Annotated in this window: 13 protein-coding genes; 11 read left to right on the forward strand and 2 right to left on the reverse strand. The window is 48.7% G+C overall.

Features of this window, described 5'->3' with window-relative positions; genetic code table 11:
* Window positions 1-33 precede the first annotated feature (33 nt).
* The 11 genes from ACFTRD_RS23025 (at window position 34) to ACFTRD_RS23075 (ending at window position 17,623) form a co-directional block, all read left to right on the forward strand.
* Entirely contained in the window at window positions 34-1,293 is a 1,260-nt protein-coding gene (locus ACFTRD_RS23025) for a TRAFAC clade GTPase domain-containing protein (protein WP_024632789.1), read from the forward strand.
* Entirely contained in the window at window positions 1,290-4,532 is a 3,243-nt protein-coding gene (locus ACFTRD_RS23030) for a GAP1-N2 domain-containing protein (RefSeq protein ID WP_379384096.1), read from the forward strand. Before ACFTRD_RS23025 ends, ACFTRD_RS23030 begins: the two co-directional genes overlap by 4 nt.
* 437 nt (window positions 4,533-4,969) lie before the next feature.
* Window positions 4,970-5,851, forward strand: a complete 882-nt coding sequence (locus ACFTRD_RS23035; protein WP_379384098.1) for an ABC transporter ATP-binding protein — start codon at window positions 4,970-4,972, stop codon at window positions 5,849-5,851.
* A gap of 96 nt (window positions 5,852-5,947) precedes the next feature.
* Window positions 5,948-6,763: a ferric iron reductase gene (locus ACFTRD_RS23040; protein ID WP_379384100.1), complete on the forward strand. Its 816-nt coding sequence runs from the start codon at window positions 5,948-5,950 to the stop codon at window positions 6,761-6,763.
* A gap of 187 nt (window positions 6,764-6,950) precedes the next feature.
* Window positions 6,951-7,433 carry a glutathione peroxidase gene (locus tag ACFTRD_RS23045; RefSeq protein WP_379384102.1) on the forward strand — a complete coding sequence of 161 codons (483 nt, stop codon included), beginning with the start codon at window positions 6,951-6,953 and terminating at the stop codon, window positions 7,431-7,433.
* Between the two features lie 371 nt (window positions 7,434-7,804).
* Window positions 7,805-9,166 carry an FAD-dependent oxidoreductase gene (locus ACFTRD_RS23050; protein ID WP_379384104.1) on the forward strand — a complete coding sequence of 454 codons (1,362 nt, stop codon included), beginning with the start codon at window positions 7,805-7,807 and terminating at the stop codon, window positions 9,164-9,166.
* A gap of 212 nt (window positions 9,167-9,378) precedes the next feature.
* Complete coding sequence (locus ACFTRD_RS23055; RefSeq protein ID WP_379384106.1) at window positions 9,379-10,233, forward strand: formate/nitrite transporter family protein; 855 nt, start codon at window positions 9,379-9,381, stop codon at window positions 10,231-10,233.
* Between the two features lie 468 nt (window positions 10,234-10,701).
* Entirely contained in the window at window positions 10,702-12,765 is a 2,064-nt protein-coding gene (locus ACFTRD_RS23060; protein ID WP_379384108.1) for a molybdopterin-containing oxidoreductase family protein, read from the forward strand.
* A gap of 202 nt (window positions 12,766-12,967) precedes the next feature.
* Entirely contained in the window at window positions 12,968-14,191 is a 1,224-nt protein-coding gene (locus ACFTRD_RS23065) for an MFS transporter (RefSeq protein ID WP_379384450.1), read from the forward strand.
* Window positions 14,192-14,451: 260 nt separating this feature from the next.
* A complete protein-coding gene (locus tag ACFTRD_RS23070) occupies window positions 14,452-16,509 on the forward strand; it encodes a serine hydrolase domain-containing protein (RefSeq protein WP_379384110.1) in 2,058 nt (685 codons plus the stop codon).
* A 199-nt stretch (window positions 16,510-16,708) separates the two neighbouring features.
* Window positions 16,709-17,623: a class I SAM-dependent methyltransferase gene (locus ACFTRD_RS23075; RefSeq protein WP_379384112.1), complete on the forward strand. Its 915-nt coding sequence runs from the start codon at window positions 16,709-16,711 to the stop codon at window positions 17,621-17,623.
* A 367-nt stretch (window positions 17,624-17,990) separates the two neighbouring features.
* Here the strand turns inward: ACFTRD_RS23075 and ACFTRD_RS23080 are convergent, their stop codons facing one another.
* Together ACFTRD_RS23080 and ACFTRD_RS23085 are read right to left on the reverse strand one after the other, a co-directional pair.
* Entirely contained in the window at window positions 17,991-19,703 is a 1,713-nt protein-coding gene (locus ACFTRD_RS23080) for an ABC transporter ATP-binding protein (protein WP_379384114.1), read from the reverse strand.
* A gap of 101 nt (window positions 19,704-19,804) precedes the next feature.
* Window positions 19,805-20,830, reverse strand: a complete 1,026-nt coding sequence (locus ACFTRD_RS23085; RefSeq protein WP_379384116.1) for an ABC transporter substrate-binding protein — start codon at window positions 20,828-20,830, stop codon at window positions 19,805-19,807.
* Between the last annotated feature and the right edge of the window lie 15 nt (window positions 20,831-20,845).

Here is a 20,845-nt window from a genome sequence, read left to right on the forward strand (position 1 = left end):
AACGCTTACACTGATTAGGGGAGGGGAGTGGCTATGAGTTTCTTTAGTCGATTTTTGAAAAGACAGCAGCCGGAGGAACGTCCGCTGTTTTACGATATTGTATGTCCGTATTGCTTCAGCAAGTTTTCACCGGAGGAGGTTGTATTCCGGGCTGCGCATCATCGCGACGACGATGAGGACTACGCACTTGGGGAAGATGCGAAGCTGAATCGATATCGCGAGCGGTTTGGGCTGGATACGGTGTTTGATATGGAGGCCGTGCTGGCCCCGCATGATGTACCTGAGGAACATCGCATCTATTCGGATAACATTGTGATGGGACTGAACGATCGCTATGGTGTCGTTACACGGCGTCGGTTGTGTCCACAGTGCCATAACGAGCTGCCTGTCACGGCAGGCAAGGCTCCCAGCAATATCATTTCCATTATCGGAGCATCCCAGGTGGGTAAATCCGTCTATATGACTTCATTAATTCATACATTGCAGCATTACACAGCCGATCACTTTGATGCGGCCTGCATGCCGCTGAATGCGGAGATTAGTCGTCGGTTCCGTGCCGATTATGAAGAACCATTATTCGAGCGGGGCGATCTGTTGGATTCAACGCAGAAAGAGAAGCTGCAAGAGCCTTTTATTTTTCAATTTGTATTCAAGGATGAAGATAAAGCTCCGCTGACACTGGTGTTTTTTGACGTCGCTGGTGAAGGTATGGTGGAGCAGGACTATCTGGGACTTCACGGGCAGCATATCAAGAACTCGGCAGGCATTCTGTTCATGGTGGACCCGCTCCAGATTCGTTCCATCCGGGACAAAATCCGCATTAACCTCGGCAATGAGCCAGGCGAGTGGACGCCAAGATACGATGAGCCGCGTGATGTGGTTCTGACGATGTTCGGTGACTTTATCGCGTACCAGGACAAAGCCAAGACGAATATTCCAACAGCCGTCGTGCTCACCAAAAGTGACATGCTGCATTCCCTCAAGGATGAAGAGGGCGATTACATCAAATCCAACAGCAATGTGTTCCGCAACATGGTACACCGCGACTGGTTCGACCTGACCGAATTCGAGAATATCGACGGGGAGATCCGGCGTTTTATCGAGAAGGTGGACCGTCCGTTCAAAGGCACGATGGATGTGTACTTTAAGGATACGGCTTACTTTGCAGTATCTGCGCTGGGCAGCAATCCGGTAGATATGAAGCTGCAAGGCGTGGTCAGTCCAATCCGTGTCGATGAGCCATTCCTCTGGCTGCTGTACAAGCTGAAGTACATTGAGGGGAGAGTGGGATGATGCGTTCTTCCATAACCCCGCCAATTGAACAACAGATGTACACCAGAGAGCGGCGCGGGGTGTTTCGCACAACGGAGGGGTTCGATACGGTTGCCGCATCGCCGGGACTGGACCCTTCTTTTATCAAAAAAGTGCTTCATCCCTACTGCGTCTATGACGCACCAGCAGAGCTGACAGGCCGGAGTGAGAAGGATGAGACGAAGTTCCCGCCGTCCATTCATTTGCTGCATCTGGAAAGCGGAGAGACGATTCTTGGGCAAAATGTGTACCAGTCCGCTGATTTCACCGGGCTGCGCAGCGCTTTTTTCGCTCATAACTATGTCTTGTCTCCCGAACGCTCGGAAGAGCAGATGAAGCAAGGTGGCTGGCTGGATGCTGTGTTCGCCACGTCATATGACATCGAACAAGGCACAGTGCTGCCTGCGCTTACGGAATTGCCACATGCGGCTGGTGTTGGACAAGGATCGGCCAGAGGTACAAGCACGGGAATCGGAATGGGGGCAAGCCCAGGTGGGTTCAGTTCAGATTCTCCACCAAGTCAGATCCTCGGTGCTCTGAAAATGGACGAAGTGGTGTTCAAGCGTCTGCTCTACGCTGTTATGCAAGCTGTAGCGACACGTCGGAAGGTATATATTGCACTGGATGTGCCCGCTGAGGAAGTTACAGCCGGAGCCAAGGGACTGCTGCGTTTGCTATTTACGGCGCTGCCTTACGCATTCCGGCGGCAGCTGGGCTTTATGACGTTTGCCAAGGAGCCGCAGGCCAAGAAGGGCATTCACGTCCAGTTTGTGGAGCGTGGCACACTGCGTCCAAAAGACAGGAACACGGAGAAGGATTTCACCTTTGATCTGGTATCCGGCAGAGTTACCCATGCAGATGCATCTGTGGCGAAGCTTCCCTACACGGAATTCGCCTGGTCACTGCTGCACGAGCCGACAGCTGCTGGTCCATTTTATGATTTTGCCGATGAGATGCTGTCTGGCATGGAACCTGGACGGGAGCTCTCCATTGAAGCATACGGAGAACTCTCCATGTTCTATCGTTTGGAGCAGGGCAGGGAAGATCTGTATGTGGATAACAAAAACGATGTCCTGAGTGGCTTGCTCACCTACTTGAAACCGGAAGGCGGGGCACAGCAACGTTCACGTTTGAACGAACTGTTTCTGACGCTGCTCAGTCGTGAGCTGGACAGCGTCAAAAGGGAGAATGTGCCTGAAGAATCGGTTGCTGCACGCATCGGGGAGTATTTCCGGGTCGCTGCGCCAGTCGTACAGTCCCGGATCGTGGATTATTTCATGTATGGCGTTAATAACGCCCGTTCACAGAAACGTATGCGTGCTGTGCAGGAACTGTATGGTTTGCTGGATCGGGACAGCCTGTTAAGTCACGCTTTCTTCGACAAAGTGCTGGCGAACGAATCACTGACCAAGCTGTTGTTCGAGCCTTATCTGGATAATCAGCTGAAACGCACGGAGTCGGCTGCCGACGTCGTGGAAGTGATTCAGAGTTGGGTCACCTCCCATCCGTCTGCCATCCACAACAGCTTCCTGCTGGAACGAACGTCAACCGAGCTGCGGGAACGATTATGTTCTGCTCCTAACCCGGTTCATTCTGCCAATGAAGCACTTAAACGGGTTAGTGTACTGGACCGTGTATCAGCCACAGGTTCCTTCGATCCAGGCATTACTGCCCGGATCGGACAGTCTGGAGCTGTAACTCGGGCTAACCGGAAAGGTGGGTCTGAGTCTGCCTTCCAGCAACCTGCATATCAGGAGGAGTTAACCCGGCTTGCAGATAAGCTGGCTTACGTCATCAACTTGTTTATGATCCAGGATCTCGATCTGGAGCGGGTTAATCGTGAACAGCTGTTAAGCATAGATATTTTGCTGCATGGTAACGAGGTGAGGGATTGGGCTGCACGTCAGGGAGCGGATGTGTCTGCCCGTACAAACCTGATGCTGGCGGCGAGAGCATGGCTCAGTGGCGAGGGGCGTGAAGAAGAGGAGCTGGAAGGACTCTCGCTGTCCGAGCGTAATGAGCTCCAGCGCTGGACGCGTCGCTGGCTTGCCGAAGAGCTGCGTGAGCTTCCGGGTACGCCTGCCTTTGAAGCGCTGCCGCTGGCTTTTTATCGGGGTGGGAGTGGAAGCAACAGGCTCGATTATCCAGGCCTTATTGAATTTATCTACACTAATTCAGGACGAACAGAAGTGTTGTATCAATTTATGGAGTGGTCGGAAAATCAGCGATTGTTTATTCGCGGCTCCAACGCACATAAGGGTTACGCTGATGCAATCGTTACCTATTTCAAGGCCCATGATCGCGAAGCCTTTAAGTCAAAGTCAGCATTCAAGCCCTATTATGCCAGAGCAAGCAAGACAATGAAGCCGGTCTATGACCGCGCCAGAACCGAGTTGTCTTCTCCGCTGATTCGCATGCTGACAGGTAAAAGGAAAAACCTTTTTCTAGGATCGATCATTGTCATCCTGATCCTTGGTATTGCTGGAGGCACGTATGCTTTGATGGGAGGGAAAGCGGAGACGCCAGCGGCATCACCTCCACCGACACAGGAGCCCGTTGTTCCCGCTGAACCTGAGGCACAGCTCGCTGAACAGATCGCCTATCTCGTTCCGGTTTCCGAAGCGGATGACGGTACACAGATTCCTGCCCAGTTGGTGATCCGTTACAGAAATGAAGCGGACAGCAACGCCTTGCAAATGGACACTCTCCAATGGAACTTGAAGGATGGTACTAGACAGGAACTCCATGCAGAGGGTGAATGGGAGAGTTTTAACCGAAATGCGGAGCCGGATGGGGAAGGTGCAGCTGGAAACAACTCAGAGGGCACGCCTGAAGGAAGCTCCGCTGGTTCTTCTACTGATGGTGCAGAAGATACTCAGCAGAGTGGAGAAGCTAAGCAGGGGGGAGATTCAGCCACGAAGGAGGACAACGCTTCAGACCCGACAGAAGGCAGCACTGGGATGGATGCAGGGACTGGCACAGCTTCTGACTCTACGGATGAAGACTCAGCACAGGGAGCAGCAGACAGGACGCCTTCTGATTCCTCTCCGTCTTCGGGGGCAGATTCATCTTCAGCGAAAGATCTGACTGTTGCCGAAGCAGACCGTTTATATCCCTATGGGCACCAAGTGGAGCTTCCGGACGATATCGATCTGGAGAACATCGCGAGTGTTCAGAGTGGAACGGCCGTGATCAACCTAGTCCCGGAACCGAAGCTTTAAGCGGGATTACCTGGATATGTTATTAATACAAAATACAGCCCCCTCGAAGAATTTCGTAGGGGCTGTATTTTTGTTTTTATTCAAGCGAAGGAGAATGTCATATACAAAATGAATCAAACAGGTCTATTTTTCACAATATGGACACATTATTAAAATGTTGGGTAAGGAGGGCCATGCAAAAAGCGATGAAATGCATGTAAACGATGAGAAAAGCTCTCACATAAAAGATGGGTAATCTAGCCGAAATGTAGTAAAATACTTCAAAAAAAGCTCTAAACCAGCAAAGGATTTCGTATTTGGTGTTGACAAATGATAATGATTATCAGTATCTTTAGAGTATAGAAACTTGTTGAGCCGGAAATACGTTGAACTACAATTTCGTTTTCGTTATCATAGCCGGAATACATAACCGGGATAAATGAGAGAGGGATGATCGCATGTTTCGTCTGGAGACGTCCAAGCTGGATATCGCTTATGAGGAAAGACTGATTGTTGATAATCTGAATATTCAAATTCCCCAAGGAAAAATTACAGCACTTGTTGGAGCCAATGGTTCAGGAAAGTCTACCATTCTGAAAACCATGGCACGGATCATGAATCCAAAAGCAGGTAGTGTTTTGCTCGACGGGAAATCCATTCATAAGCAGTCCACGCGTGAAGTTGCCAAGCAGCTTGCGATTTTGCCACAGAATCCAACAGCTCCCGAAGGACTTACCGTAACTGAGCTGGTATCCTACGGACGGTTCCCTTATCAAAAAGGCTTTGGTTCGATGCGTGCTGAAGACAAACGCATGATTGAATGGGCTATCGAAGTGACAGGCATGACGGAGTTCCATGATCGTCCAATCGATCAGCTGTCCGGTGGACAACGTCAACGTGCCTGGATTGCCATGGCACTTGCACAGGAGACAGATATTCTGTTCCTGGACGAGCCGACAACGTTCCTCGATATGGCTCACCAGCTTGAAGTACTGCAATTGCTGGAGCAGCTGAATGCCACAGCAAACCGTACGATCGTTATGGTTGTGCATGACTTGAACCATGCTTCCCGTTATGCGCATCACATGATTGGGATCAAGAAAGGTAAAGCCATCGCTACAGGTTCACCCGTAGAGGTTATGAACTCCGATGTGCTTCGCGAAGTATTCAACATTGAGGCGGATATCGTGATTGATCCGCGTTCCGGTGTACCGCTCTGTTTGCCTTACGCCCTTGCGGGTCAACGCCAACAGTCTTCATCTCCAGAACAAATGGTCATGAACGGTGCAATGGTTCATGCTGGCGGACGGACAGAGCAGCGTGTTCTTCACGCGACCTGAGCTAATGATACGGGCCATATGTGGTCCTAAACTATAGAATGAAGCCGCTGTGCATAATGCAAGCGGCTCATTCGCATTCACAGGAGGTCTACAGGAATGGGAGAAATCAACTACACCTGGTTACAGCAGTACGGACGAATTACAACAACCGCACCGATAGACGAACCAGTCTTTGGCATACCTTTGACAGCATTAAGACATCCCGAGAAGGCAAAGCTTATGCTGGAGGCCTATAATGAGCATCTTCGGGCCGATTCTCTTCGCTCGGCTGCTGTTTATTTCATGCATTCGGTTCGTGGCCTGATGATTGGGGTTCACTACATGACGGCTCTTTGTGACACATGGCTCGATCTCTCGCTAGATAATGTTATTTTGCAGGTGGAGGTAGAGGATGGCCGTCCGGCGATTGGTTTTCAACTGAACAATGTAACCGAGCAATCACATCCGAATCTGGTGGCAGGACCTGATGCCGTTCCATCCTCCTGGCGTAATGATGTATTGACAGCATATTACGGTGAGCAGCTTCGCCCGCTGATTGAAGGGGTGGCTGTTGCTGGAGGAGCGAATACGGGTCAAATGTGGGCACAACTTGCATCCATGCTGAGATGGTTCAAAACGACAGCGTTACAGATGAATCTGAAAGAGACGGAACGTGAAGCGGTTGTACAAGGGTATGAGCATGTAATTACCATGTCTCCCGAGATCTTGGGTCTGAAAAAGAACCTGCTAGCCTTCAAACCGGTAGAGATTGATAATCCGCATCAACCTGGAGAAACGATGCTGATGAAGCCTGTCTGCTGTTTACACCATCAGGTGTATGGCGGTCAGAACTATTGCTACAGCTGCCCCAAACTGACCAAGGCAGAGCGGCAAGAGCGATATGATGCTATTTTGGCTGCGAAGTCAGGCTGAAGGGAATGTCCATGTTGATGGACGAAGTGTACTTTTACGTATGAACTTGTGCAGGGTTTTAATCGCAGGTTTGGTGATTGCCCTGCACCAAGTCTATAATATGGAGACAGGCTGTGTGCCGCATTGTCATTCGTTAGAGTAACATACAGCGGCCTAACCTACATCTTACTCATGGGAGGAATCAGTCATGTCCGTATATTCATATCAGGCGGTAACGACAGCTAATCAGGAAGTTCCATTGGATCTGTACCAAGGCAAAGTATTGGTGATCGCCAATACAGCCAGCAAGTGTGGACTGACTCCGCAATACGGTGAATTGCAGAAGCTCTATGATCGCTATCGTGATCAAGGTTTGGTTGTACTGGGTTTTCCTTGTAACCAGTTTGGTGGCCAGGAGCCGGGGTCCAGTGAGGAAGCTGAATCATTTTGCCAAATCAACTATGGCGTTAATTTCCCCGTATTTGCCAAGGTCGACGTAAATGGTGAAGATGCTCATCCTTTGTTCAAGTATTTGCGTGAGCAGCAACCTGGTGTTGGTGAAGACAACAGCATCCAATGGAATTTCACCAAGTTCCTTGTGAATCGCGAAGGTGAAGTTGTAGGACGAGTTGAACCAAAAGAATCCCCTGAAGCCATGACTGCAGAGATTGAAAAGCTGCTTGGCGTATAAAATGAAACGCAGAAGCCTGCCTCCTGATTGGAGGACAGGCTTTTTTTGATGCAATTGGTTAGTTCAAATATTCTTTAAGTAGAGGTGTCTGCTCGGTAGTTACTACGCTTATTTTGAGCATAAACCAGCCATAAGCAGGGAAAACTGAAGTCAAAGAAGATGAGTCGACGATTCACTTGATCGTAAAGAAAAACACATCCGACAAATTTATTTTGATTAACCTATTGCAATGTGAAAAGTATCACATTATAATAAGTGTACAAAGTGAAATAAATCACATAAGCGGTATCCACTTAGAAGTGAAATATTTCACAACTACAATGACGTTATATTCAATTTTTTATTTATATACTCCAAGGGGGAACCTTATCATGAAAATCGCAGTTATTGGATGTACACATGCAGGAACCGCAGCCATCGTTAACACCGCCAAATTGTACCCGGATGCTACGATCACGGTGTATGAGCGCAATGACAATATCTCCTTTTTATCATGCGGCATTGCGCTTTATGTGGGTGGTGTGGTGAAAGACCCGGACGGACTATTCTACTCTTCCCCAGATCAACTAGCTGAGCTCGGTGTCGTTACCAAAATGCTGCATGAAGTAACGGCAGTCGATACCGAGGGCCATACACTTCAGGCTAAAAACCTGAAAACCGGGGAAGAATTTGAAGATACCTTCGACAAGCTGATCGTGACTACAGGTTCATGGCCTGTCGTTCCGAAGCTGGAAGGCATTGAGCTGGACAACATTTTACTTTGCAAAAACTACAATCATTCCAACACGATCATTGAGAAAGCGAAGGATGCCAAACGCATTACAGTGGTCGGAGCAGGATACATTGGAATCGAACTGGTCGAGGCTTTCCAAATGAACGGCAAGGAAGTTACTTTAATCGACAGCGTGGACCGGATTCTGAACAAATATCTGGACCCCGAGTTCACCGATGCGATTGAAGACACTCTGACTGGACGCGGCATCAAGCTGGCTCTGGGCCAAACCGTACAGAAATTTACCGGAGAGAATGGTAAAGTGAATAAGGTAATTACATCCAAAGGGGAGTTTGAAACCGACCTCGTTATTCTGTGCATTGGTTTCCGTCCAAATACCGAACTGCTCAAAGGCCAAGTGGATATGCTGCCGAACGGCGCAATCATCGTGGATAAATATATGCAAACCAGCCAAAAAGACGTCTTCGCTGCGGGAGACAGCTGTGCAATCCATTACAATCCAACCGGCAAGGCAGCGTACATTCCACTGGCAACCAACGCAGTGCGGATGGGTACACTCGTAGCGCGAAACCTGGTTCGTCCGACGACACCGTACATGGGTACACAAGGCACATCAGGGATTAAAATTTATGAGCAAAATATTGCAGGTACAGGCCTGACGGAAACCTCTGCTGCGGACGAGGGTCTGGTGGTTGAAGCTGTAACGCTTGAAGATGCTTACCGTCCGGAGTTCATGCCAACGGCAGAGAAGCTGCTGCTCAAAGTGATCTACGAACAGGCTACACGCCGCATTGTAGGTGCACAGGTCATGTCGCAGGCTGATCTGACACAGTCGATCAATACGATCTCTGTCTGCATCCAGAACAACATGACGGTAGATGAGCTGGCCTTCATCGACTTCTTCTTCCAGCCACATTACAACAAACCGTGGAACTTCCTGAACTCGGCTGGTCTTCAGGCGTTGCCTCCAGTAGAAGTGAAAACACCAGCGATGGTGTAACCGAAACTTTTGAGAACTGCCGCATTCTTCAGCGGTAGTTCTTTTTTTGTTTATTTCTGCACATCAAGCAAGGCACAACGGGAATATTAAAATGTAGTTTTCAGACTTTGTGATAAAAGTAACAAACCTCGTGAAACCTTCGCGATACAATGAACATATCAACCTAACAAGTTGAATTATGATGTTCATGAACTGTGAAGGAGAGGATCGTTATGGCAGCAAAAACACCTCTTGAGGTTGCACAATATACGGCGCATACGGGGATGAAGAAAGCCCAAAATCCGGTATCCTCCGTATTAATACTCAGTTTTCTGGCAGGTGCTTTTATCGCGCTCGGATTTCTGTTGGATATTCGGGTTATTGCCTCTGCTCCGGCAGAGTGGGGCAGTTTGGTTAATCTAATTGGTGCAGCCGTGTTCCCGGTTGGTTTAATGTTGGTGCTGATTGGCGGCGGGGAACTGCTGACAGGCAATATGATGGCCGTTCCACTCGCGACGATTGCACGCAAACTGTCCGCAGGCAGCATGTTGAAGAATCTCACCTTAGTAACAATAGGTAATTTCCTTGGGGCGATCTTTGTGGCCTATGCGTTTGGGCATGTGCTCGGTCTGACGGCAGAGGGTGCCTATTTGACGAAAGTGGTTGATATGGCTGGACACAAGCTGGACGACAGTTTCCTTCAGGCGTTTATATCCGGGATCGGGTGTAACTGGCTGGTGGCGCTCGCGGTATGGCTGTCCTATGCATCAGATACGATGAGTGGCAAGGTACTGGGGATATGGTTCCCGACAATGGCCTTTGTGGCTATTGGATTCCAGCACGTTGTCGCCAACATGTTCCTTATTCCTGCGGCGATCTTCGAAGGGCATTATTCGTGGGGACAATATGTCATGAATTTCATTCCGGTATGGCTTGGCAATCTGACGGGAGGTGCGCTATTTGTGGCAGCTGCTTACTGGATGGTGTACCTGCGCAAACTTGAGCCGGAAGTGAAGCCTGAGATGACAATGGCGGCGGCCCAGTCTGTGGAGACGGAAGCCAGACCGATGTGGAGCAAGCAGGCGTAACAGTAATTTTCCGAGTACCCGTGTTAGAGTTATAGCCAAGGTTACGGGTGCAAAGACGTGCGAAGGCGAGTTTAAAGAAACAGGAGAGGCGATTTTGATCTCGTTCATCTCATAGCGATCTGCTATGCCTTGATGGACGGGAAAGAAATCGCCTTTTTAGTGTAAAAATGTCCACGCAAAATAAATTCGCCATGACAAGGTTCGGGGGAACGAAACCTGTTCATGGCGAATTTCGGGAGTGGTCCATGATATGGCATGAGGAGGAAGTGGGGAAACACTAGCCTAATGCCTTGTTGTTAATTTACCCCTGAATTTGGAGATTGAATCAAGTCGGAAAAACATTTTTTTGAAATATTTTAAAAACGGCTGTGGCAGCGAATATAGGGTGAATACAGACTGTTCTCTTTACGCGATTACCATGAAGAAGATATGATAGAAGGATAGCTTTGAAGGGGGAGGAACTGGTATATGATCGATCAGGAGAATGGCGTATTCCCGGCGGTTTGCCCGCTCGATTGCCCGGATACTTGCGGCCTGCTGCTTCATAAGGAGAACGGTAAGATTGTGAAGGTGGCGGGCAATCCCGAGCATCCGATTACAAAAGGTGCCATCTGTAACAAGGTCCGAAATATGACGGAGCGGGTGTATCACCCCGAGCGGTTGCAATATCCGATGAGACGCATCGGAGCCAAGGGTGAAGGCCAGTTTGAACGAATCAGCTGGGACGAAGCCATCGGCGAGATTACGGCGAAATTCAGTTCACTGTCGGATACTTACGGACCAGAGAGCATCTTGCCATACAGCTTTTATGGAAACATGGGCATTCTTGGTGTGGACGGCATGGATCGTCGATTTTTCAATGCGCTTGGGGCGAGCAAACTGGAACAGACGATCTGTAATGCAGCTGGAAATACCGGCTGGAAATATACGATGGGTGCGAACCGGGGAACCTCGCCCGAAGATACGGAGCATGCCGATGTCATACTGGTGTGGGGCGGCAACATCGTAAGTACCAATATGCATCAGGTTGTGCTGGCCGAGAAAGCTCGCAAAAAGGGCGCTCAAATTGTTGTCATCGATGTTCATCGCAATCGAACCGCCCAATGGGGAGACTGGTTTATTCCACTCTACCCGGGTACAGACAGCGCACTGGCCCTCGGATTAATGCATGTACTGTTCGAGCAGGGACTGACAGATGAGGCTTTTATGCAAAAGTATACCGTTGGCCATGAGGCACTGCGTGATCATGTCCGCAGCTACACCCCTGAGCGCGTTGCACGTATTACGGGTGTGCCGGAAGCGGATATCGTGAAGCTGGCTGAGCTGTATGGCAATGCACAGGCAGCTCATATTCATATCGGCAATGGCCTCCAGCACCATGACAATGGTGGCATGAACGTACGCAGCGTAACCTGTCTGCCTGCCATCACAGGCCAATGGCTGAAGCGCGGCGGTGGTGCCATTCGTACCAACAGCTACGCGAGCACCAATAGCGATGCGCTCGAGCGTCCAGAGCTGCGGCAGAACCCGGAGCCGCGCGTGGTGAACATGAATCGGATTGGCGAAGCACTGCTGGAAGCGGAGCAGCCGATCCGGGCATTGATGGTCTACTGCAGCAATCCACTGGTAGTGGCACCGGATACCGAGCGGGTAGAGCGAGGTTTTGCACGGGAAGACCTGTTCACGGTTGTCCATGACCTGTTCATGACAGATACGGCCAAATACGCGGATATTGTACTGCCTGCGACGTCTTCATTTGAAACGACCGATCTGTATACATCGTACTGGCATCAGTATGTTCATTTGCAAGAGCCAGTCATTGCGCCTTTGGGTGAGAGCAAGAGCAATGTTGAATTATTCTCTTTGCTTGGACAGGCGATGGGGTATGACCCGGAGATTTTCGGTGAGACACCGGAACAGATGATCGAGGAAGCACTTCAGGGTACGGGCAATCCTTATATGAACGGAGTAACATTGGACGGGTTGAAGCAGCATCATTTCGTCAAGCTGGACATGTCTCCGCATATGTCCTATCTGGATCAGCTGCCTACGCCTTCAGGGAAAATCGAGCTGTATTCGGAAACGATGGCACAGAAGGGATTGCCGCCGTTGCCTACGTATAGTGCCCTCGTTGAGGGGTATGACGGGGAAAACCCGGCTGGACCTGCGGATGTCTATCCGCTGATGTTTCTGTCGCCACCGAACCATAACTTCCTGAATTCCACCTTTGCCAATTCGGCCAAACATCAACGTTTGGAGAAGATGCCATTACTGCAAATGCACCCGGAAGACGCCGCTCGTAGACAGGTGGAGGATGGGGATGCCGTAGTCGTATGGAACGACCGTGGCCGGATCGAACTGACCGCCAAGGTGAGTGAATCCATGCTGCCAGGAACGGTGATCAGTCAAGGCTTATGGTGGGATGGTAATGGCAAAAAACAGCGGGCGAACTCGCTCACGTCCAATCGTCTGTCCGACATGGGAAACGGGGCTACGTTCTTTTCGGCCACTGTTGAAGTGAAGCGTCAATGAATGTACTTGCAGATCGGAGCTTTTCAGGTAAGATGAACATTGGATAGTTCGTAAGCAGAATGATAAAGAGCAAGATTTGAAATTCAAATTTCTAAATTCTAAATTCAAGTGGCCTTCGCTCTGGCTGATCATGCCGTCAGGGCAAGGGTCTTTTTTTATGGCAATATGCTTGTTGAGGTATTAAGGAGAATAAACGAAGATGATGAGATGGCTGGATACGTATCCAAAAGAAGTGAAAATATTTTTGCTGGCAAGTCTGGTCAATGCGACAGGCAGTGCCTTGATGTGGCCGCTGACCACGATGTATGTTTTTGATGAGCTTGGGCGCACGATGGCGAACGCCGGATTTGTCATTCTGATCCAGTCACTGGGCGGTATCTTTGGTCAATTGCTCGGCGGTGCATTGTACCACCGGGTGGGGGTCAAGAAGCTGATCATCGGATCCCTGGCGTTAAATGCAGTAGGACTGTTTGCTCTGCCGTGGATCAGTGCATATTGGGTTGTGTTCATATGTGCTATGGGCTGGATTGGCCTGTTCAGTTCATTGTCGCTGCCAGCGATTCAAGCCTTTATCGGCTTTCGGTTTGCGGAGCGACGCGGGGAATTGTTCAATGTGATCTATGTCGCCAACAATATCGGTGTGGCGATTGGTACGGCGCTCAGTGGTTTTCTGGCCGACTTTTCCTATCACCTCAGCTTTGTACTGAATGGGGTGACTTCCGCCGGGTTTGCGATTTTCTTCTGGTATTATCTGTCACGGGCAGAACCGGATCAGGGCGAAGTGCATCTGACCAAACACAAAACGGTTCAAGATGGTCCAGGCGTCTGGGCGTTGCTGGCAAACACCAGATTATATCTGTTCATGAGCCTGGGCGTACTGTTCCTGCTGTTCGGTAATTCCATCTGGAATACGGGTGTGTCTCCGTATATTATTTCCGAGGGTATGGAGAAAAGAATGTACGGTCTGCTCTGGACCCTGAACGGGGTACTGATCTTTGTGGGACAACCTTTCACCAGCTGGATGAAGCGGACGATGGCTCGTACATCGACCGCTCAGATGACTGCAAGTGCGGTGTTCTATGGCATGGCCTACATCGTCATGATCACCATGTATAGCTATCCGGGTATGGTGCTTGCGATGGTACTGGCTACCTTTGGGGAAATGCTGATCTCACCTGCTACCCCGGCGTTCATATCGGAGCACGCAGGAAGAGCCGCGCCATTTTATATCGGAGTATCCGGTGGGATTGGATCGGTCGGGCGCGTCATCGGTCCCTATGCGATGGGTGTCATGTATGATAAGCAAGGGTTAATTTCTGTGGCCTGGTTGGCGACAGCGATGGCGGGTGTGGCGCTGCTCGGTTTTGTGCTGCATGCGGTACTGAACCGCCGCCGTGAGGTCAAGGAGTATGGATTGGACGCCTAATGTTTTTTTGCCGCAATAATGAATTGAAAAGGCACCTTCCGGTTGAGCGGAGAAGCTCAATAGGGGAAGTGTCTTTTATTTTAGGGGAGCATTTGAATTCGGATAAACCCGACCAAAGGAGGGGAGATACCTCTACTTTGGTACAGGTGTCATCCTGGTTCTGGGTAATAAAGGATACCGGGCTGAGGAAGGTTGTTGTTAGTGGACGTGAAAATATAAAATTATAGAAGGGAAAATAAATCATATTAAAAGGAGAACATATGAAAAAAAATAAACGGCCCCTAACCAAGCGAGTATTTCTTGCTACTGTAATGCTGACGACATTAACGGCTACGGCTCCAGGTTTGGGAGTCCATGCGGAAAAGGATTCAACGCCAGTCTCCGAAAAAAAACAAATGATATTCGATAACAAGGGGGAGTCATCCCAAGGTTCAAACCATGCAATTACAACGCAGTCTGTAGAGGCGTTCGCAGATGAATATTTTTCTCAACCTGACGTACAAAAGCAGCTGAATGGAGCGGTGTTTGTTGTTGTTAAGGATGGCAAAGTGATAATGAGCAAAGGCTATGGTTATGAGGACATGGTTTCCAAAAAGCCCGTTGATCCCGAAACTACAGTATTTCACATGGCGTCGATAAGCAAATTATTTACAACGACAGCTGTAATGCAATTGGCCGAGCGGGGTAAAATTGATTTGGATCAGGACATTTCCAAGTATATGGAAGGCGTGACGATCGAAAACGAAACAGGTACACCGATTACCATGAAAAATCTGATGACTCATACAACCGGATATAACTTTCCAGATGTTTTTGGGACAACAGAAGGCGTATCGTTGGACAGCTTTGTTAAAGAATATGTCCCAACTGTGGTAAGCAAGCCCGGAAGTGCCTATCGTTATGACAATCTCGCATTCCAGCATCAGGGTTACATTGTGGAGAAAGTGTCCAAGCAGCCATTCGAAACATATGTGGACGACAACATATTTAAGCCGCTTGGGATGACAAGCACAGGCTTTGTAATGAATTCCGAGATAAGCTCAAGGCTTGCGACAGGTCATCATTTTACAGGTGATGCACTTCCTGAATATATCAGCTATCCGGAAGTTGATCCCACCAAGGGCATGTACTCCACCGGCAGCGATATGGCCAATTATATGATTGCGATGCTGAACGGAGGCAAGATTGGGGATACAAATTTTTTAAAGGAAGAAACTGTTCGAGATATGGAGGCCCCCCAGTACAGCATTAACCCTGATATGCCGGTAATGTCATACGGATTCGAGTCCGTATATACACAACTGCATAATGGCCAGACAGTGATTGGAAAAGGTGGCGATATTCCAGGCTATCACTCTTGGATGTGGCTGTTGCCAGAACAGAACGTTGGGGCAATAGTTATTGTTAACGGTGAAGCCATTGATCCCCGTATGGAACTGTTCAGTGGATTTATGCAGAAGTTTTTCCCGGATGAGCGACCTGCCGGCACACCTATGAGGCTCACTAGGGAACAACTTAGCAAGTTCGAAGGTACATACGGAGGTTTGCGGTTATCCATGCTAAACTCGAAAGTTACAGCTGGTATGGATGGTACTTTGAACCTAGCTGATCAGGCAGGTGTTCATAAGTTAACTCAGTTGGAGCCATTGTTGTTTCAGGATGAGCAAGGGACGTTGGTAGGATTCAAGGAAGGCGACAATGGTCAGATCAGTCATTATTATTACAGTTTGCAAGACACCTTCATGCAGAAATTATCCGAACCGCAGCAGTATAGCGATGTGTCGGCTGGAAGCCCTTATTCCTCTGCAATTCATCTGTTGAAACAACTGGAGGTCATTAGTACCGACAGTTCGAACACCTTCAGACCCGAAGAAGCAATGACTCGTGCCGAATATGTGCAAATGTTACTTAAGGGTTCCGGAATAAAGCCCCTTAATCATCCTGTAACCTTCAAAGATACCGCAGGGCATCCGTTAGCCAAGGAAATCCAGACAGTTGCGGAGATTTTGGGAGTGCAGGGGGTAGGTGACGGACGTTTTGAACCGGATCGAGAGATTACAAGACAAGAAGCCGCTTCGATTTTGTGGAAATATGTACAATTGTCCATGCCGACTCCTGCGGCGGAGGTGAAAATAGCAGGTACACAACCGGCTTCCTGGGCGAAGGATGCAGTGAGCTTTGTCATTGCTGTGAACTTGTTTGGTCCGGAGGTGAAGGTCACGGCAGACGGAACCATCAATTATGAACCGAACCGTCCAATGCTTCGTCAAGAAGCCGCAAATTTGTTTGCTAAAATGTTTCAACCAGCACAAATATAATAACCCTTCGTAATAATGAATTGAAAAGGTACTTTGAGCTAAAGGTGGAAAGCATCACTTCAAGGTGCCTTTAATTCCGTAAATTTAAATTGACAAAAAAATATTTTTATGCTATAATTTACATATAAAAATATTCCGTATATACTAAGGTTCTCCTGGCCAGGGGAATCTTATTTTTGTTTGTACGGGAGGGTGAAATATGAAGCAAAATGAGTCCAGCATTACATCCTTGATTTCGGCTTTTGGCCGAGCCTACCATTGCCAATACGATACACCACTTATTTTCAATGATTATATAGCCAAAGCGCTTATCACTCCTCAAGAGTTTGCGGATATCCGTGAGAACATGATTCAAGGCATCCATTTTTTCAACCCGAACATGGCTCATCAGCTCAAGGACGACCCGGATAAGATCCTAAAATGGATTACCCAGGTACAGTTATCTCCAATAACACTGGCTCGGGCCGCCTATTGTGAGCATGTGCTGTTGCATGAAGTCGCGTTGGGATTGAAGCAGATTGTCATTCTTGGCGCGGGGATGGATACATTTGCTTTGAGGCATCCGGAACTGGAAGACACTCTGGAGATATTTGAAGTGGATTATCCGGCTACACAGCAATTCAAGCAGGAGCGTCTGAACCAGGCCAAGCTGATCATTCCAGACAATCTTCATTGGGTGCCAATGGATTTTACCCGTGAGCCCTCGTATGAACGTTTGACTGAAGAAGGCTTGAAGAAGCGAAAGACGATGGTCAGTCTGCTGGGTGTTTCGTATTATTTGACCAAAACAGATCTGTCTAACGTGCTCCGGCATATATTTTCGGATTTTCCAACGGGAAGCTCCATTGTGCTGGATTATGCAGATGAGCATCTCTTTGATGAAAAAGGAAAGTTTAACCGGGTTGAAAATATGGTTAAAATGGCTGCGATGGGGGGCGAGCCGATGCAATCCTGTTTCTCTTATAAGGAAATGGAGCGGTTGTTGGCTGATGCGGGACTTCTCATCTATGAGCATCTATCGCCGGAAGACATACAGGCTCGTTATTTCAGTAATCGTACAGATGACTTGTCCGCCTTCGAAACAAACCATTTTATCCATGCGGTAAAAAAATAAAATCCTATTCCTGATGTGATTATCACAGAATAGGATCTGAATACGAGAGGGATGTCCCATAGTCATGAACATGACGTGGCATCCCTTTTAGCGTTTGTACTGTCTGTCTAACGAATCAAGCACATGCTATTCATGCCAATTACCACAGGTCAGCAGTTTAATGAATCCAAGAGAAGTTATTTCCGAGAATTGCCCGCAATCTTGCATTACAATCCTCAATAATCTTCCTTATAGGGCGCGGTCGATTCGTTAGTACCTTGACCCCCGAGAGCGAGAGATCACTTTCGGCACATCTCTTCCAATCATTCTATTCGCCAAGTAATCACGAAGTTTAGGATAGTATGTTATTGATTCATTACTTCTCAACCTATCCAAACTGGGCTTGATGCAATCGGCTATATGAGCCCTGACGCGCCAAAAGTTCATCATGGCTGCCTTGTTCTGCTACGCCGCCATTCTCCACAACCACAATGCGATCCGCGTGTCTGATTGTTGCGAGTCGATGGGCGATAATCAGCGTTGTACGTCCTTGTGCAAGCTCGGATAAAGCCAGCTGAATGGCGGCTTCCGTTTCGGTATCGAGTGCAGAAGTCGCTTCATCCAGAATGAGGATCTGCGGATTTTTTAGTATCATGCGAGCAATAGATAGACGTTGCTTCTGTCCGCCAGACAATTTAACGCCTCGTTCACCGATTAGGGTATCGAGTCCTTCCGGTTGGGATTGGACGAGCTCCTCCAATTGGGCCCGGCGGATGGCTTGCCAGATTTCTTCATCCGGTGCATCCAGTTTCCCATAGGCAATATTCTCGCGGATCGATCCGTCAAACAGGAAAATATCCTGCTGCACAATCCCGATATGAGAGCGCAGTGACTCCAGCGTCATATCTTTTACCGGAATCCCGTCAATGGAGATATGCCCCGCATCCACATCGTAAAAGCGTGGAATGAGACTGCATAGTGTGGATTTGCCTGCACCCGAAGGTCCTACCAGCGCAACCGTTTGTCCTGCCTGAATCTCCAGACTGACCTGATTCAAGGTAGGTTTGTGTTCTCCGTAAGCAAATGTGACGTTATGGAAGGCGATGTCGCCTTTCACATGCGGGATGGGTTTGGCCTGAGGCGTATCATCTACATCGGGCTCGGCTTCCAGCAGTTCCAGGTAACGTCTGAATCCGGCGATGCCCTTGGGATAGGTTTCGATGACGGAATTGATCTGCTGAATCGGTCCAAGAAACACATTCGATAACATGACGAAGGCGATAAATTCCCCGTAGGTCATGCTGCCCTGGATGACAAACCACGTACCGCACACCAATACAAATAGCGAGACAAATTTCATGAGAATGAAGCTGAGCGAGGAATTCCACGCCATAATCCGGTAGGTGATCAGTTTGGTCAGGCGGAAGCGTTCATTATTTTCCACAAAACGTTTCACTTCATGCTTTTCATTGGCAAAGGCCTGTACTACACGAATTCCGCTGACATTGTTCTCTACGCGTGCGTTATAATCTGCAATATCCGCAAACATGCGCTTGAACGCTTTGGACATTTTGCGGCTGAAATAGAGGGACAGGAAGATCATCAGCGGCACGATAATAAAAGTCATTACAGCCAGTTGCCAGTTGATACCCAGCATAATGCCGAAGGCTCCAGCTAACGTCATCAGGGCAATGAACAGGTCCTCGGGTCCATGATGCGCAATCTCGCCAATATCCATCAAATCGTTGGTCATGCGAGAGACGAGGTGCCCCGTCTTGTTGTTATCAAAAAAGCGGAAGGATTGCTTCTGCACGCGCTGGAACAGCTCCCGCCGCATATCGGATTCGATGTTAATGCCCAGCTTATGTCCCCAGTAGGTGACTGCATAATGGAAAAAGGAACTGAGCAGGTAAATGCCCAGTAATCCGGCACAGGCTGCTAATATCATGGACCAGTTGCCTGCGGGAAGCAGCTGGTCGACAACTTTGTTTACAGCCAAAGGGAACGCAAGCTCCAGCAGCGCAGCCAGAATCGCACAGGAGAAATCCAATATAAAGAGTCCCCGATAAGGACGATAATAAGCCATGAAACGGCGAAGCATATGTAAATCCTCCTTTCTTATAACGCAAAAGCCCAGACAGGCTGATCGGCCTGTCCGGGCGTCACGTTCGATCTTAAGAAATGAATATCGAATCTATCCTCTTATTTACGATTTTGCTGTGCGCGTTCTACGATCATATCGGCAAATTCTTCAGCCTGACCTTGAATTGCAATCGGGTCGAAGTACCAGTAACGGTCTTCCAGTAATTCGTATACCTGATTGTTTTTTACTGCCGGGAGCGATTGCCAGATGGAGTCGCCTTGGTAATTTTTATTGTTCCCCCCTACGGTCAGGAAAATATGGTCTCCAGCATAATCACCAACGACTTCACGTGAAATCTCTTTCCACTGGGTATCACCCATCAGTTCTTTCTTGGTGATTTCGAGTGGTGCAAGTTCCAAAGCACGATAAACGGCCTGTCCACCGCGACCAAAGTTGTCTCCATAACCATAGTAGCTCTTGTCTGATACTTCGAGGATCGAGAAGGTCTCCTCGGGCTTGATGACCGCTTTGACTTTAGCACGAGCAGCTTCAATATGTTCGTCATATGTTTTTAGCCAGGCTTCAGCTTCTTCGGATTTGTTCATGAGTTCTCCAAACCCCCGAATTTCATCCTCTACATTGGTAAATGTACCGTAGGGAATGACCACAGTAGGTGCGATTTTTTGATAGCTCTCAATTTCTTCGGCTTGGTCAGAGTAGGTAATAATCAGATCCGGGTCCAACGCAATCACCTTCTCCAGGGATACAGCACCCCGATCACCAATACTTTCTATGCCCTCCACCTGATCTGCATAGAACGGGTTTTCCAAATAATATTGAATAGCACCAACGGGTTTCACACCTAGTGCAAGCAGATCACTTACGTACATATCCGTAACAATTCGTTTCGGTTCAGCCGGGATTTCAACATCTCCGCTTAATGACTTGTAGATCCGCGTAGCCTTCGAATTGCCTGAACCGGACGAAGAGTCGGTGTCTGTTTCGGTCGAACCTGTTGTGGCTTCTGAACCTGTCGCAGTCTGTTCCGTTGTGCCCGAACCCGTGCCACTGTTACAAGCAGCCAGGATCATGATGATGGCGAGCATAAGCAGCAAGCCGGAAAAGCGTTTTTTTGCAGCAAACATATGATTGTTCCCCCT

This window comes from Paenibacillus sp. NPDC056933 (assembly GCF_042674385.1).
Lineage (GTDB): Bacteria > Bacillota > Bacilli > Paenibacillales > Paenibacillaceae > Paenibacillus.

What these genes read in the sequence shown, in the direction of transcription:
- ACFTRD_RS23060 (WP_379384108.1), top strand. Translation starts at nt 10,702, where the DNA reads ATGATCGATCAGGAGAATGGCGTATTCCCGGCGGTTTGCCCGCTCGAT.
- ACFTRD_RS23080 (WP_379384114.1), bottom strand. Translation starts at nt 19,703, where the DNA reads ATGCTTCGCCGTTTCATGGCTTATTATCGTCCTTATCGGGGACTCTTT.
- ACFTRD_RS23030 (WP_379384096.1), top strand. Translation starts at nt 1,290, where the DNA reads ATGATGCGTTCTTCCATAACCCCGCCAATTGAACAACAGATGTACACC.
- ACFTRD_RS23040 (WP_379384100.1), top strand. Translation starts at nt 5,948, where the DNA reads ATGGGAGAAATCAACTACACCTGGTTACAGCAGTACGGACGAATTACA.
- ACFTRD_RS23045 (WP_379384102.1), top strand. Translation starts at nt 6,951, where the DNA reads ATGTCCGTATATTCATATCAGGCGGTAACGACAGCTAATCAGGAAGTT.
- ACFTRD_RS23065 (WP_379384450.1), top strand. Translation starts at nt 12,968, where the DNA reads ATGAGATGGCTGGATACGTATCCAAAAGAAGTGAAAATATTTTTGCTG.
- ACFTRD_RS23070 (WP_379384110.1), top strand. Translation starts at nt 14,452, where the DNA reads ATGAAAAAAAATAAACGGCCCCTAACCAAGCGAGTATTTCTTGCTACT.
- ACFTRD_RS23035 (WP_379384098.1), top strand. Translation starts at nt 4,970, where the DNA reads ATGTTTCGTCTGGAGACGTCCAAGCTGGATATCGCTTATGAGGAAAGA.
- ACFTRD_RS23055 (WP_379384106.1), top strand. Translation starts at nt 9,379, where the DNA reads ATGGCAGCAAAAACACCTCTTGAGGTTGCACAATATACGGCGCATACG.
- ACFTRD_RS23085 (WP_379384116.1), bottom strand. Translation starts at nt 20,830, where the DNA reads ATGTTTGCTGCAAAAAAACGCTTTTCCGGCTTGCTGCTTATGCTCGCC.
- ACFTRD_RS23050 (WP_379384104.1), top strand. Translation starts at nt 7,805, where the DNA reads ATGAAAATCGCAGTTATTGGATGTACACATGCAGGAACCGCAGCCATC.
- ACFTRD_RS23025 (WP_024632789.1), top strand. Translation starts at nt 34, where the DNA reads ATGAGTTTCTTTAGTCGATTTTTGAAAAGACAGCAGCCGGAGGAACGT.
- ACFTRD_RS23075 (WP_379384112.1), top strand. Translation starts at nt 16,709, where the DNA reads ATGAAGCAAAATGAGTCCAGCATTACATCCTTGATTTCGGCTTTTGGC.